Source organism: Streptomyces sp. NPDC053367 (genome assembly GCF_044545925.1).
Taxonomy (GTDB): Bacteria; Actinomycetota; Actinomycetes; order Streptomycetales; family Streptomycetaceae; genus Streptomyces.
In genome coordinates this window covers 90,198-104,465 of record NZ_JBITYN010000008.1, presented here as the reverse complement: position 1 = coordinate 104,465, position 14,268 = coordinate 90,198, and the positions used below count along the sequence as shown (strand labels likewise).

Below are 14,268 nucleotides of genomic sequence, written 5' to 3'. Positions count from 1 at the left end.
CCAGCATGAGCCTCCTGGAGCCCTTCGGCGCCCGACTGCGCCGCGCCATGGACGAGCGCGGCCCGCTGTGCGTGGGCATCGACCCGCACGCCTCCCTGCTGTCCGAGTGGGGCCTGAACGACGACGTGGCGGGCCTGGAGCGGTTCAGCCGTACCGTCGTGGAGGCCACGGCGGACCGGGTCGCCGTCCTGAAGCCGCAGAGCGCGTTCTTCGAGCGCTTCGGCTCGCGCGGGGTCGCCGTCCTGGAGAAGTCCGTGGAGGAGGCCCGCGCTGCCGGTGCCCTGGTCGTGATGGACGCCAAGCGCGGCGACATCGGCTCGACCATGGCCGCCTACGCCGAGGCGTTCCTGCGCAAGGACTCCCCGCTGTTCTCGGACGCGCTGACGGTGTCGCCGTACCTCGGCTACGGCTCGCTGAGCCCGGCCGTGGCGCTGGCCCGGGAAACCGGCGCCGGTCTGTTCGTGCTCGCACTGACCTCGAACCCGGAGGGCGGCGAGGTCCAGCACGCCGTCCGGGAGGACGGGCGCAACGTCGGCGCGACCATGCTGCGGCACCTGGCCGCGGAGAACGCGGGGGAGGAGCCGCTGGGCTCCTTCGGCGCGGTCGTCGGCGCCACGCTGGGCGATCTGTCGACGTACGACCTGGACATCAACGGCCCGCTTCTCGCACCCGGCATCGGGGCTCAGGGGGCGACCCCGGCGGACCTTCCGCGGGTCTTCGGGGCGGCCGTGCGCAACGTCGTGCCGAACGTCAGCCGGGGGGTGCTGCGGCAGGGTCCCGACGTCAGCGCGCTGCGGACGGCCGCGGACCGGTTCGCGGAGGAGATCCGGACGGCGGTGGCGGCCGGCTGAGGGTGCCTGGACGCGCGTTCGAAGGGGTGCGGGAGCGGTCCGGGACCGACTTGAGCCTGGATACATTCTCAAATCCGGGGCAGTATGTCTGAAATATCCTGTCCTGACAGAGGCTGACCAGGACTTTTCCTCTGTTCTCGCTGACTCTGGCGGACTTGACCGCTAGTCTCCGACGAGAGAGCGGGCAAGCGTGTTGCTCGTAGCTCCCCAGGTGTGGGGCGACTAGGTTCCTCACCGGTCCGTATCCGACAGTTCGACATCCGAGGTGACGTAGGCGTGGCTCTTCCGCCCCTTACCCCCGAACAGCGCGCAGCCGCGCTCGAAAAGGCCGCCGCGGCTCGCCGGGAGCGGGCCGAGGTCAAGAATCGACTCAAGCACTCCGGCGCCTCCCTTCACGAGGTCATCAAGCAGGGCCAGGAGAACGACGTCATCGGCAAGATGAAGGTCTCCGCCCTCCTTGAGTCGCTGCCGGGCGTGGGCAAGGTCCGCGCCAAGCAGATCATGGAGCGACTCGGCATCTCCGAGAGCCGCCGCGTGCGCGGTCTCGGGTCCAACCAGATCGCCTCCCTGGAGCGCGAGTTCGGCAGCACCGGTTCCTGACGCACGGGGCACTCCGGGACCGGCGTCCCGGGCACCCCGTGATTGCTGGAATAATCGCTGCATGGCTGTAACACCCCGGGGGACGACCCCCGAGCCCCCGGACGCACGTCCGCGGCTGACCGTGCTCTCCGGCCCCTCCGGGGTCGGCAAGAGCACGGTCGTCGCCCATATGCGCAAGGAACACCCCGAGGTCTGGCTCTCGGTGTCGGCGACGACCCGCAGGCCCCGCCCCGGCGAGCAGCACGGAGTCCACTACTTCTTCGTCACCGACGAGGAGATGGACAAGCTGATCGCCAACGGCGAGCTGCTGGAGTGGGCCGAGTTCGCCGGCAACCGCTACGGCACCCCGCGTGGTGCCGTGCTCGAGCGCCTGGAGTCGGGCGAGCCCGTGCTGCTGGAGATCGACCTCCAGGGCGCCCGGCAGGTCCGCGAGTCGATGCCCGACGCCCAGCTGGTCTTCCTGGCTCCCCCCTCCTGGGAGGAGCTGGTGCGCCGGCTCACCGGCCGGGGCACCGAGCCGCCCGAGGTCATCGAGCGGCGCCTTCAGGCCGCGAAGATCGAACTCGCGGCCGAACCGGAGTTCGACGAGACCCTGGTCAACACCTCCGTCGAGGATGTGGCGCGTGAGCTGCTAGCCTTGATGGATGTTGTGTGATCGTTTCCGGTCACCCTCGCTGAAACTTCATCTTTCCCATCCATCGGAAGGTAGAGCGTGTCCTCTTCCATCTCCGCGCCCGAGGGCATCATCAACCCGCCGATCGACGAGCTCCTCGAGGCCACCGACTCGAAGTACAGCCTCGTGATCTACGCGGCCAAGCGGGCCCGCCAGATCAACGCGTACTACTCGCAGCTCGGCGAGGGCCTCCTCGAGTACGTCGGTCCCCTCGTCGACACCCACGTCCACGAGAAGCCGCTCTCGATCGCCCTGCGCGAGATCAACGCGGGCCTGCTGACGTCCGAGGCCGTCGAGGGCCCGGCGCAGTAATATCAGCAGCTCGCAGCTGACTTTTCCACAGGCCCGGCGGCGTACCGCCGGGCCTGTGGTGTGTCATGGGGGTGTACGGAGTTGTGGGTTTCCGAGTCCGGGGAGTGACGGTGGACAAGCCGAAGGTCGTGCTGGGGGTCAGCGGTGGCATCGCCGCCTACAAGGCCTGTGAGCTGCTCAGAAGGCTCACCGAGTCCGGCCATGACGTCAGGGTCGTGCCCACCGCCTCGGCGCTGCACTTCGTGGGTGAGGCCACCTGGTCCGCGCTGTCCGGCAACCCCGTCTCCACCGAGGTGTGGGACTCCGTCCACGAGGTCCCGCACGTCCGCATCGGACAGCACGCCGACCTGGTCGTCGTCGCCCCCGCGACCGCCGACATGCTCGCCAAGGCCGCCCACGGCCTCGCCGACGACCTCCTGACGAACACCCTGCTCACGGCCCGCTGTCCGGTCGTCTTCGCGCCCGCCATGCACACCGAGATGTGGGAGCACCCGGCCACCCAGGAGAACGTGGCCACCCTGCGCCGGCGCGGCGCCGTCGTCGTCGAACCCGCCGTCGGCCGCCTCACCGGCGTGGACACCGGCAAGGGCCGGCTGCCCGACCCCGCCGAGATCTTCGAGGTCTGCCGCCGCGTCCTCGCCCGCGGGGTCACCGCACCGGACCTCGCCGGCCGCCATGTCGTCGTCAGCGCCGGCGGCACCCGCGAGCCCCTCGACCCCGTCCGCTTCCTCGGCAACCGCTCCTCCGGCAAGCAGGGCTACGCCCTCGCCCGCGCCGCCGCCGCGCGCGGTGCCCGCGTCACCCTGGTCGCCGCCAACACCGCCCTGCCCGACCCGGCCGGGGTGGACGTCGTCCGGGTCGGCACGGCCGTCCAGCTGCGCGAGGCCGTGCTGAAGGCGGCCGCCGACGCCGACGCCGTGGTGATGGCCGCGGCCGTCGCCGACTTCCGGCCCGCTGCCTACGCCGCCGGGAAGATCAAGAAGAAGGACGGCCTGGAGCCCGAGCCGATCGTGCTCGTGCGCAACCCCGACGTCCTCGCCGAGATCTCCGCCGAGCGTGCCCGCCCCGGCCAGGTGGTCGTCGGCTTCGCCGCCGAGACCGACGACGTCCTCGCCAACGGCCGCGCCAAGCTGGAGCGCAAGGGCTGCGACCTGCTCGTCGTCAACGAGGTGGGGGAGCGCAAGACTTTCGGGTCGGAGGAGAACGAGGCCGTGGTGCTGGGTGCCGACGGCTCCGAGACGGCCGTACCGCACGGGCCCAAGGAGGCGCTGGCCGAAACCGTGTGGGACCTCGTGGCCGAACGCCTTCGCTGAGCGCCCCGAACGCTTCCGGGCGCCCGTCGGACACGCGCACTTTGGCGCGTGGCGACCCTGGCCAACGGCGCTCGCGATTGGGCAGAATGCCCGTGCCGCAGGTCACAGCGCTCCCGAGAGGCGAGACACGTGAGCCGGTGGCCGAGCGCGACCGATAAACTGTTCTCGGACGACGCCGGGCGCAGCCCCCAGCCCGTCCGCCCATGATCAGCCAGCAGCCGCTGCAACCCCAGGGAGCGTTGTGTCCCGTCGCCTGTTCACCTCGGAGTCCGTGACCGAGGGTCACCCCGACAAGATCGCTGACCAGATCAGCGACACCATTCTCGACGCTCTGCTGCGCGAGGACCCCACGTCCCGTGTCGCCGTCGAGACCCTCATCACCACCGGCCTCGTGCACGTGGCCGGCGAGGTCACGACCAAGGCCTACGCGCCGATCCCGCAGCTGGTCCGGGAGAAGATCCTGGAGATCGGCTACGACTCCTCGAAGAAGGGCTTCGACGGCGCCTCCTGCGGTGTGTCGGTGTCGATCGGCTCGCAGTCCCCCGACATCGCGCAGGGTGTCGACGCGGCCTACGAGACCCGTGTCGAGGGCGACGACGACGAGCTGGACCGCCAGGGCGCCGGCGACCAGGGCCTGATGTTCGGCTACGCGTCCGACGAGACGCCCACCCTGATGCCGCTGCCGATCTTCCTCGCGCACCGCCTGTCCAAGCGGCTGTCCGACGTCCGCAAGAACGGCACCATCCCCTACCTGCGCCCCGACGGCAAGACGCAGGTCACCATCGAGTACGACGGCGACAAGGCCGTCCGCCTCGACACGGTCGTCGTCTCCTCGCAGCACGCCAGCGACATCGACCTCGACTCCCTCCTCGCCCCCGACATCCGCGAGTTCGTCGTGGAGCCGGAGCTGAAGGCGCTGCTCGACGAGGGCATCAAGCTCGACACCGAGGGCTACCGCCTGCTGGTCAACCCGACCGGCCGCTTCGAGATCGGCGGCCCGATGGGCGACGCCGGCCTCACCGGCCGCAAGATCATCATCGACACGTACGGCGGCATGGCCCGCCACGGCGGCGGCGCCTTCTCCGGCAAGGACCCGTCCAAGGTCGACCGCTCCGCCGCCTACGCGATGCGCTGGGTCGCCAAGAACGTGGTGGCGGCCGGCCTCGCCTCCCGCTGCGAGGTCCAGGTCGCGTACGCGATCGGCAAGGCCGAGCCGGTCGGTCTGTTCGTCGAGACCTTCGGCACCCACAAGGTCGAGATCGAGAAGATCGAGAAGGCCATCGACGAGGTCTTCGACCTGCGCCCGGCCGCGATCATCCGCGACCTCGACCTGCTGCGCCCGATCTACGCCCAGACCGCCGCGTACGGCCACTTCGGCCGTGAGCTGCCCGACTTCACCTGGGAGCGCACGGACCGCGTGGACGCCCTGCGCACGGCGGTCGGCCTGTAAGGCCCCGCACGGCTTCACCGAGGCCCGGCACCCCCGAAGGGATGCCGGGCCTCGGCGCGTCCCGGGACCGGCGCACCACCGCCGGTGTCAGTGGCATTTGGTAAGAATGCAAGCGTGAGCGGGGAGAACGGATCAGTGCGGGGCGGGGCCGACGGGGCGCCGCCCGAGCAGCTTGCGCTGATCCGGGAGAGCGTGCGGAAGGCGAAGGAGCCGCGGGCCAGGCCGAGGACCTGGCGGGGGGCCGCGCTGGCCAAGGAGCTGCCCGTCGCACGGGTGCTGGTCGACAAGGGCGTGCTGCATCTCGACCGGTACTTCGACTACGCCGTCCCCGAGGAGCTCGACGCAGACGCCCGGCCCGGGGTGCGGGTGCGGGTGCGGTTCGGCGCCGGGCGGCACCGCGTGCGGGAGGGGCGGCGTGAGGGCGGCGGGCTGATCGACGGGTTCCTGATCGAGCGGCGGGCCGAGTCCGACTACTCCGGGCCCCTTGCGGCGCTCGCCCAGGTCGTGTCACCCGAGCCCGTGCTCAGTGAGGAGCTGCTCGGGCTCGCCCGGGCCGTCGCCGACCGGTACGCGGGCAGCCTCGCCGATGTGCTGCAGCTCGCCGTGCCGCCGCGCAACGCCCGGGCCGAGCAGAAACCCTCACCCCCGGCGTTGCCGCCGCCCCCGCGGCCCGAGCCGGGGCCCTGGACGCGGTACGAGCGCGGGGCCGCCTTCGTGGAGTCACTGGCCTCCGGGGGAGCGCCGCGAGCGGTGTGGAACGCGTTGCCCGGACCGCTGTGGAGCGAGGAGCTCGCCCGGGCCGTCGCCGCCACGCTCGCCTCCGGGCGTGGCGCCCTGGTCGTCGTACCGGACGGGCGGGCCGCGGCGCGCGTCGACGCCGCACTGACCGAGGTGCTCGGTGAGGGGCGGCATGCCCTGCTCACCGCGGACGCGGGGCCCGAGAAGCGGTACCGGGAGTGGCTCGCCGTGCGGCGGGGGTCCGTACGGGCCGTCGTGGGCACGCGTGCCGCGATGTTCGCTCCCGTGCAGGATCTGGGCCTGGTGGCCATCTGGGACGACGGCGACGACAGCCACAGCGAACTGCACGCCCCGCAGCCCCACGCGCGTGAGGTGCTGCTGCTGCGCGCCGCGCAGGACAGGTGCGGCTTCCTGCTCGGCGGCATGAGCTGCACGGTGGAGGCCGCGCAGCTCGTGGAGAGCGGCTGGGCGAGGCCGCTGGTCGCCGCGCGGGAGCGGGTGCGGGCGCTGACACCGCTGGTGCGCACGGTCGGGGACCAGGACCTGGCCCGGGACGAGGCCGCACGGGCCGCCCGGCTGCCCAGCCTCGCCTGGCAGGCCGTACGGGACGGGCTGCGGCACGGCCCCGTGCTGGTGCAGGTGCCCCGGCGCGGCTACGTACCGCGGATGGCGTGCGCGCAGTGCCGTACGCCCGCCCGGTGCCGGACGTGCGCGGGGCCGCTCGAGGCGCGGGACGGCGGCGCGCTCGTCTGCGGCTGGTGCGGGCGTGAGGAGACGTCCTGGCACTGCCCGGAGTGCGGGTCCTTCCGGCTGCGGGCGCAGGTCGTGGGGGCCCGGCGTACCGCCGAGGAGCTGGGGCGGGCCTTCCCGAAGGTGCCGGTGCGCACCTCGGGGCGCGAGCATGTGCTGGACACCGTGCCGGGGACGCCCGCGCTGGTGGTGAGCACCCCCGGCGCCGAGCCGGTCGCCGAGGGCGGCTATGCCGCGGCCCTGCTCCTGGACGGCTGGGCGATGCTCGGACGGCCCGACCTGCGGGCAGGGGAGGACGCGCTGCGGCGGTGGATCGCGGCGGCGTCCCTGGTGCGGGACCGGTCCGCCGACGGCACGGTCGTCGTGGTCGCCGACCCCACCCTCAGGCCCGTACAGGCACTGGTGCGGTGGGACCCCGTCGGACATGCCGTGCGCGAACTCGCCGAGCGGGCCGAGCTGGGCTTCCCGCCGGTGTCCCGGATGGCAGCGGTGTCAGGGAGCCCCGAAGCGGTCGCCGACTTCCTCCGCGCGGTCGGCCTGCCCGCCGACGCCGAGGTGCTGGGACCGGTGCCGCTGCCCGTCACCCCTCCCGGACGTCCCCGGCGGCCCGGCGCACCGCCCCCCGGCGAGCAGTGGGACCGGGCGCTGGTCCGCGTCCCGCCGGGCAGTGGTGCGGCGCTCGCGGCCGCGCTGAAGGCGGCTCAGGCGGCACGGATGGCGCGGGGCGCGGGCGGCGGGGAGCCGGTGCGGGTGCGGATCGATCCGCCGGACATCGGGTGACGGGGCCCGCCCGGCGCTGGGCCGTGGCCTTCGTGGCCAGGCGGTCCAGGGTGGTCAGGGTGCGTCGGGCAGGAGAGTTCGGGTGGTCAGGGGGTTGCGCGGCTACCGGTTCGTCGTGGCTTGTCGCGCCCGCGCGGCGGTAGCCGCACATCGAGCACAGCCCCGCCCCCCTGACGTGCGCTGCCCTCCCGGTAGGCGCACACCAGGAGGGCGGTCGCGGTGGGAGGGTCAGCCGTTGCGGGGGCCGGGGAAGGCCGGGGGCCTGGGGTCGTCGCGCAGGGACGGGCTGCCCGCGGTGGGCTGGGTCGGCATTGAGCGGGCCGCGGGGACCGTGGGCGTGGGGAGGGCCGTCGTGGCGTTGAGCGTGCGGGAGCCCGACGGCTCCGGCGTGCGCTCGGTCTCGGCGGCCGCCTGCGCGGCGGCGCGGCGGGAGCCGTAACGGCGGTGCACCGCCTGCTTGGTGACGCCGAGTGCGGAGCCCACCGCGTCCCAGGAGAAGCCGAGCGAGCGGTCGAAGTCGACCGCCGCGGTGACCAGGGTCTCGACACTGTCCCGCAGTTCCTGGGCGAGGCGCACGGTGGGGGCGGGAGCGCGTCCGTAGACGACGAAGCCCGTGGACGGGCCGGAACGTCGCGGGCGGTAGACGTTGCCCAGCTGGGCGGTCAGCGTACGCAGTGCGTCCACCTGCCGGCGGACCCGCTCGATGTCCCGCACCAGCAAGTGCAGGCTGGCCCGAGCCTGGGCGTCGTGGGTTGCGTGGTCGGCCATGAACAAGCCTCTCGAACCGGCGTTGAGGAGAAAGGGTCGGGCCTCGAAAGCGGCCCGTTGTGGGTCAACTCTTTCTTGACCAACGCGCTTGCGCTCCGCTGGTCACGGGGTGGGGGCGTAAGGGCATATGCATACGCCCCCACAGGCCCGCGTGCGCGGGGAACCGGGAGCCATAGACTGGTGCGCTGCCCGTGTCCGAGGGGTGCGCTGTCCGCGTCAACCCCCGCCCGAGAGGCCCTGACCCACCCATGAAGCTCGTCTTCGCCGGCACCCCCGAGGTCGCTGTTCCCGCCCTGGACGCCCTGCTCGCCTCCGGGCGGCACGAGGTGGCCGCCGTCGTCACGCGCCCGGACGCGCCGGCCGGGCGCGGACGCCGGCTGATCGCGAGCCCCGTCGCCGAGCGGGCGGCGGAGGCCGGCATCGAGGTGCTGAAGCCGGCGAAGCCGCGCGACCCGGAATTCCTGGAGCGGCTGCGCGCGATCGCGCCCGACTGCTGCCCCGTCGTGGCCTACGGTGCCCTCCTGCCGCGCGTCGCCCTCGACGTCCCCGCGCACGGCTGGGTCAACCTGCACTTCTCCCTGCTGCCCGCGTGGCGCGGGGCCGCGCCCGTGCAGCACGCCCTGATGGCGGGCGACGAGATCACCGGCGCGACCACCTTCCAGATCGAGGAGGGGCTGGACTCCGGCCCGGTCTACGGCACCGTCACCGAGACGGTCCGGCCCACCGACACCAGCGGCGACCTGCTCACCCGGCTCGCCTTCGCGGGCGCCGGGCTGCTCGCCGCGACCATGGACGGCATCGAGGACGGCAGCCTGAAGGCCGTCCCGCAGCCCGCCGAGGGCATCTCCCTCGCCCCGAAGATCACCGTCGAGGACGCACGCGTCGACTGGGCCGCGCCCGCGCTGCGCGTCGACCGCGTCGTGCGCGGCTGCACGCCCGCACCGGGAGCCTGGACGACCTTCCGCGGCGAGCGCCTGAAGTTGATCCAGGTCGCCCTCGCGCCCGACCGCACCGACCTCGCGCCGGGGCAGCTCGCCGTCGGCAAGAACAGCGTCCACGTCGGCACCGGCTCGCACGGCGTGGAGCTGCTGTGGGTGCAGGCGCAGGGCAAGAAGCCGATGAAGGCCGCGGACTGGGCCCGCGGGGTGCGCATCGGCGCCGACGAGACGGTCGGCGACGCCTGACGCCTCCGGCGTGGTTCACCTGTGGGCGCGGCTCTCGGCGGGGTCGGCTCAGGAGGACGGGCCGGCTTTGTGTGGGGGCTTGCCTGCGGGCTGCGGGGGCTGCGCGGGGGGCGGCTCCTGCGGGTCCGCGGTGCTGTGCCGGGTCGGACTCGGGCGCCCGGGGCCTGGGCGGGGCTGGGTCCTGTACGGGGGTGGGGGCGGGCTCGACCCTCTGCCAGGGGTTCCGGCGCGGGCGCGTGGCCCGGGGCGGGGCCGGCTTCGGTGCGGGACGCCACCCTCCGCTCAGCCTCCCAAGCCCGGCCAGGGACCCGGAGCTCAGCCCTCCCAGAGCCCGCCCCAAGCCCGGCCAGGGACCCGGAGCTCAGCACTTTCCGGGCATCCCAAGCTCCGCCCTACCCCCCTGCCAAGCCCCCAGCCCCCCGCCCTGCGCGGCCGCACCCCCTCCCGACGTACGCTGGCCACAGACCGTATACAGAGATCCGGAGCACCTTTTCGTGAGCGACACCCCCCGTCGGCCGCGTCCCGGCGGCAAGCCCTATCGGCGGCCCAAGAAGGACCCCGTCCGCTTTCTCGCCTTCGAGGCGCTGCGCGCTGTGGACGAGCGGGACGCGTACGCCAACCTCGTGCTGCCGCCGCTGCTGCGCAAGGCCCGGGAGAACGGCGACTTCGACGGGCGGGACGCGGCGCTGGCGACCGAGCTGGTGTACGGGACGCTGCGCCGGCAGGGGACGTACGACGCGATCGTCGCGGAGTGTGTGGACCGGCCGCTCCGCGAGGTCGACCCGCCCGTCCTGGACGTGCTGAGCCTCGGGGTGCACCAACTGCTCGGCACCCGTATCCCCACCCACGCGGCCGTGTCCGCCTCCGTCGAGCTCGCCCGGGTGGTGCTCGGCGACGGACGGGCGAAGTTCGTCAACGCCGTGCTGCGCAAGGTGGCCCAGGACGACCTGGACGGCTGGATCGCCAAGGTCGCCCCGCCCTACGACGAGGACCCCGAGGACCATCTCGCCGTCGTGCACTCGCATCCCCGCTGGGTCGTCTCCGCGCTGTGGGACTCCCTCGGCGGAGGACGCGCGGGCATCGAGGAGCTGCTGGCCGCCGACAACGAGCGGCCCGAGGTCACCCTGGTCGCCCGGCCCGGCCGGGCCACGACCGAGGAACTGCTGCGCGAGGAGGCCGCGGTGGCCGGGCGCTGGTCGCCGTACGCCGTGCGGCTCACCGAGGGCGGTGAGCCCGGGGCTATCGAGGCCGTGCGGGAGGGCCGGGCCGGTGTCCAGGACGAGGGCAGCCAGCTCGTCGCGCTGGCGCTGGCGAACGCGCCGCTCGACGGCCCCGACGAGAAGTGGCTCGACGGCTGCGCCGGGCCCGGCGGCAAGGCCGCGCTGCTCGGCGCCCTCGCCGCCGAGCGAGGGGCCACCCTGCTCGCGAGCGAGAAGCAGCCGCACCGGGCGGGGCTGGTGGCGAAGGCCCTGGCCGGCAATCCGGGGCCGTATCAGGTGATCACCGCGGACGGTACGCGCCCGCCGTGGCAGCCCGCGACCTTCGACCGGGTGCTCATGGACGTGCCCTGCACCGGGCTGGGTGCGCTGCGGCGGCGGCCGGAGGCGCGCTGGCGCCGGCGGCCGGAGGACCTGGACGGCTTCGGGCCGTTGCAGCGCTCTCTGCTGAGGACCGCTCTGGAGTCGGTGCGGGTGGGGGGCGTCGTCGGGTACGCGACCTGCTCGCCGCATCTCGCCGAGACCCGGGCGGTCGTCTCCGATGTGCTGAAGCAGTTCCCCGACGCAGAGCTGATCGACGCGCGGCCGTTGCTGCCCGGGGTGCCGGACCTGGGTGACGGGCCCGATGTGCAGCTGTGGCCTCATCTGCACGGGACCGATGCGATGTATCTGGCTCTTATTCGGAGGACCGCGCCGTAGGGGATCCGTCGTCGCCCCGTCCGGCGGCCGTCGTGGCTTCTCGGGCAGTTCCCCGCGCCCCTGGGGAACTGTCCCCGGAACCCTTCGACAGTGCATGGGGCCACCACACACGGGGGCCCACGTCCAGGAACAGCGCCGTCACCAGCACCGAGCGGACGATGAAGGTGTCCAGGAGCACACCGAGAGCCACCGCGAAGCCGATCTCCGCGAAGGCCACCATCGGCAGGGTGCCCAGGGCGGCGAAGGTGCCCGCGAGGACCAGGCCCGCCGAGGTGATGACGGAGCCGGTGGCGGCGAGGCCGGTGACCACGCCGGGGCGGGTGCCCTGGCGGGCCGCCTCCTCGCGGATGCGGGTCGTCAGGAAGATGTTGTAGTCGATGCCCAGCGCGACCAGGAACACGAAGACGAACAGCGGGAAGTCCGTCGACTCGCCCGCGTAGTCGAACAGGTACCGGAACGCGAGCGCGCTGATGCCGAGGGCCGCCGCGAACGACAGGATCACCGTGCCGATCAGCAGCAGCGGGGCGATCAGGGCGCGCAGCAGGGCGCACAGGATCAGCAGCACCACGACCAGCACCAGCGGGATGATCAGCAGGTTGTCGTGGGTGGTGGCCTCGTCCATGTCGAGCAGGGCCGCCGTACCGCCGCCCACCTGGGCGTCGGCGTCGGGCACCGCGTGCACGGCGTCCCGCACCCGCTCCACGGTCTGTTTCGCGGCCTCGCTGTCGGCGGGGGCGGTCATCGTCGCCTCGAACAGCACCTTCCCGTCGACCACCGGTTTCGTGCCCGGAGGCAGGCCGAGCGAGGTCGGCACCACGCCCTCGGTCCCGGCGACGGCCTGGCCCACCTGCCGGGCCTGCGCCTCGTTGGAGATGATCACGAGAGGGTCGCCGCTGCCCGCCGGGAAGTACCGCGCGGAGACCTCCTGACCGGTGATGGAGTCCGGTTTCCCGGTGAACGCGTCCGCGTTGGAGATGCCCTCCGCGCGCAGCTGGATCAGGCCCAGGGAGCAGACCGCGAGGACCACCGCGGTGACGCCCCAGACCATGCGCGGACGTGCGGCGATACGGCGGCCCATGCGCGCCCACTGCCCCCGCTCGTGCGGGTTCGGCGCGCCCAGGTGCGGGATGACCGGCCAGAAGATCCACCGGCCGAAGATCACCAGCAGGGCGGGGAACAGCGTCAGCATCGCCAGCAGCGCGACGGCCACACCGATGGCGGCCACCGGACCGAGGCCCCTGGTGGAGTTCATCTCGGCCGCCAGCAGCACCAGCATGCTCAGCACGACGGTGGCCCCCGAGGCGATCACCGCCGGGCCCGCCCGGTGCAGGGCGAGGGCCATCGCCTCGTGCCGGTCCTCGTGCGCGCGCAGCTCCTCTCGGTAGCGGGCGACGAGCAGCAGCGCGTAGTCGGTGCCCGCGCCGAAGACGAGGACGGTCAGGATGCCCGCGCTCTGGCCGTTCACCGTCAGGCCCGCGTGCTCGGCCAGGAAGTAGATCAGCGCCTGTGCGGTGAACAGCGCGGCGATCACGCCGAGCAGCGGCACCACCAGCAGGGTCGGGCTGCGATAGGTGATCAGCAGCATCACGATCACGACCGCCATCGCGGACAGCAGCAGCGTGGAGTCGATGCCCTCGAACGCCTCGGAGAAGTCCGCGGAGGTGCCGCCGGGCCCGGTGACGTGCACGGCCAGGCCGCCCTGGCTCTCGCCGACGACGTCGCGGATGGAGTCGACCGCGGGCCCGATGCGCTCCCAGCCCTTCTCGTCCATCGTGATCGGCACCTGGACCTGAGCGGCCTGCGGGTCGTCCGGACGGTTGTAGACCGGGCCGCGGGTCTGGTCGCCGATGATCCCGTGGGCGGTCAGCCGCTTCAGCTGCCGTACGTCCTCCTGGATCTGCGCCCGGTCCTGGGAGGTCAGCCCGCTGTCCCGGGCGTAGACCACCACCGCCGGGATCTGCTCGGGCCGGAAGTCCTCCGACATCTCCAGGACCTGCGTCGACTCGGCCGACCCCGGCAGCCAGGACGCCGCGTCATTGTCCTGCGCGTCGGTCAGCTTCTGCGCGAAGGGAGCGGTGAGGAACAGCACCACCAGCCACAACGCCAGCACGACCCACTTGGCCCGGCGCCCGCAGACCAGGTGGGCGATTCCCCGGCCGCCGTTCACGAGGACCACCGTCCGGACAGGGACGACCCGCGGCCGAAGTAACCGCATAGTCTTGGGTCATGGCGCAGATCAACCCCAGCATCCTGTCCGCCGACTTCGCCCGCCTCGCGGACGAGGCCAAGGCCGTCGAAGGAGCCGACTGGCTCCACGTAGATGTGATGGACAACCATTTCGTCCCCAACCTCACGCTCGGCGTGCCGGTCGTGGAGTCCCTGGCCCGTGCGACGGACACTCCGCTGGACTGCCACCTGATGATCGAGGCCCCCGATCGCTGGGCCCCCCAGTACGTGGAAGCGGGTGCCTCCTCCGTCACCTTCCACGTCGAGGCGGCCGCCGCCCCGGTGCGGCTCGCCCGGGAGATCCGGGCGAAGGGCGCGCGTGCCTCGATGGCGCTGAAGCCGGCGACGCCCATCGAGCCGTACGAGGACCTGCTGCCCGAGCTCGACATGCTGCTGATCATGACGGTCGAACCGGGCTTCGGCGGCCAGGCGTTCCTCGACATCATGCTCCCGAAGATCCGCCGAACCCGCGAGTTGATCAGCAAGCACGGCCTGCAGCTGTGGCTCCAGGTCGACGGCGGAGTCTCGGCCTCCACGATCGAGCGGTGCGCCGACGCCGGCGCCGACGTCTTCGTGGCCGGTTCCGCGGTCTACGGCGCCGACGACCCGGCCGAAGCGGTCCGCGCGCTGCGCGCTCAGGCGGAGTCGGCGACCGCCAAGGCGTCCTGGGCGTGCGACCACTGAGCATCAGGAAAATGAACGGCGCC

General features: G+C 73.0%; 12 protein-coding genes. 10 read left to right on the top strand and 2 right to left on the bottom strand.

Annotated elements, in window-relative coordinates; all coding sequences use genetic code 11:
* Nucleotides 1-5 precede the first annotated feature (5 nt).
* The 7 genes from pyrF (at nucleotide 6) to ACIGXJ_RS22800 (ending at nucleotide 7,467) form a co-directional block, all read left to right on the top strand.
* Nucleotides 6-851, top strand: coding sequence for an orotidine-5'-phosphate decarboxylase (pyrF, locus tag ACIGXJ_RS22830; RefSeq protein ID WP_399649080.1), 846 nt, complete (start codon nucleotides 6-8; stop codon nucleotides 849-851).
* A 276-nt stretch (nucleotides 852-1,127) separates the two neighbouring features.
* Nucleotides 1,128-1,451, top strand: coding sequence for an integration host factor (locus ACIGXJ_RS22825; RefSeq protein WP_003977346.1), 324 nt, complete (start codon nucleotides 1,128-1,130; stop codon nucleotides 1,449-1,451).
* A gap of 61 nt (nucleotides 1,452-1,512) precedes the next feature.
* Complete coding sequence (gmk, locus tag ACIGXJ_RS22820; RefSeq protein WP_399648328.1) at nucleotides 1,513-2,106, top strand: guanylate kinase; 594 nt, start codon at nucleotides 1,513-1,515, stop codon at nucleotides 2,104-2,106.
* Nucleotides 2,107-2,163: 57 nt separating this feature from the next.
* Nucleotides 2,164-2,436, top strand: a complete 273-nt coding sequence (gene rpoZ, locus ACIGXJ_RS22815) for a DNA-directed RNA polymerase subunit omega (RefSeq protein ID WP_003988945.1) — start codon at nucleotides 2,164-2,166, stop codon at nucleotides 2,434-2,436.
* 110 nt (nucleotides 2,437-2,546) lie between these two features.
* A complete protein-coding gene (gene coaBC / locus ACIGXJ_RS22810) occupies nucleotides 2,547-3,749 on the top strand; it encodes a bifunctional phosphopantothenoylcysteine decarboxylase/phosphopantothenate--cysteine ligase CoaBC (protein WP_399648324.1) in 1,203 nt (400 codons plus the stop codon).
* Between the two features lie 241 nt (nucleotides 3,750-3,990).
* Nucleotides 3,991-5,199 carry a methionine adenosyltransferase gene (gene metK, locus ACIGXJ_RS22805; protein ID WP_399648321.1) on the top strand — a complete coding sequence of 403 codons (1,209 nt, stop codon included), beginning with the start codon at nucleotides 3,991-3,993 and terminating at the stop codon, nucleotides 5,197-5,199.
* 114 nt (nucleotides 5,200-5,313) lie between these two features.
* Nucleotides 5,314-7,467 (top strand): primosomal protein N', encoded by a 2,154-nt coding sequence (locus ACIGXJ_RS22800; protein ID WP_399648318.1) that lies wholly within the window; start codon nucleotides 5,314-5,316, stop codon nucleotides 7,465-7,467.
* Nucleotides 7,468-7,695: 228 nt separating this feature from the next.
* On the opposite strand, the gene ACIGXJ_RS22795 is transcribed toward ACIGXJ_RS22800, so the two are convergent.
* Complete coding sequence (locus ACIGXJ_RS22795) at nucleotides 7,696-8,235, bottom strand: hypothetical protein (RefSeq protein WP_399648315.1); 540 nt, start codon at nucleotides 8,233-8,235, stop codon at nucleotides 7,696-7,698.
* 248 nt (nucleotides 8,236-8,483) lie between these two features.
* Here ACIGXJ_RS22795 and fmt point away from each other — a divergent pair, with 248 nt between their 5' ends.
* Together fmt and ACIGXJ_RS22785 are read left to right on the top strand one after the other, a co-directional pair.
* The gene (gene fmt / locus ACIGXJ_RS22790) at nucleotides 8,484-9,419 is read left to right on the top strand and encodes a methionyl-tRNA formyltransferase (RefSeq protein ID WP_399648312.1); all 936 of its coding nucleotides are present in this window, start codon (nucleotides 8,484-8,486) and stop codon (nucleotides 9,417-9,419) included.
* A gap of 494 nt (nucleotides 9,420-9,913) precedes the next feature.
* Nucleotides 9,914-11,335: an RsmB/NOP family class I SAM-dependent RNA methyltransferase gene (locus ACIGXJ_RS22785; RefSeq protein ID WP_399648310.1), complete on the top strand. Its 1,422-nt coding sequence runs from the start codon at nucleotides 9,914-9,916 to the stop codon at nucleotides 11,333-11,335.
* Here ACIGXJ_RS22785 and ACIGXJ_RS22780 read toward each other — a convergent pair.
* Entirely contained in the window at nucleotides 11,313-13,502 is a 2,190-nt protein-coding gene (locus tag ACIGXJ_RS22780; protein WP_399648307.1) for an MMPL family transporter, read from the bottom strand. The genes ACIGXJ_RS22785 and ACIGXJ_RS22780 overlap by 23 nt on opposite strands.
* Nucleotides 13,503-13,561: 59 nt before the next feature.
* On the opposite strand from ACIGXJ_RS22780, the gene rpe reads away from it, so the two are divergent.
* Nucleotides 13,562-14,245 carry a ribulose-phosphate 3-epimerase gene (gene rpe / locus ACIGXJ_RS22775; protein ID WP_399648304.1) on the top strand — a complete coding sequence of 228 codons (684 nt, stop codon included), beginning with the start codon at nucleotides 13,562-13,564 and terminating at the stop codon, nucleotides 14,243-14,245.
* The last annotated feature ends 23 nt before the right edge of the window (nucleotides 14,246-14,268 follow it).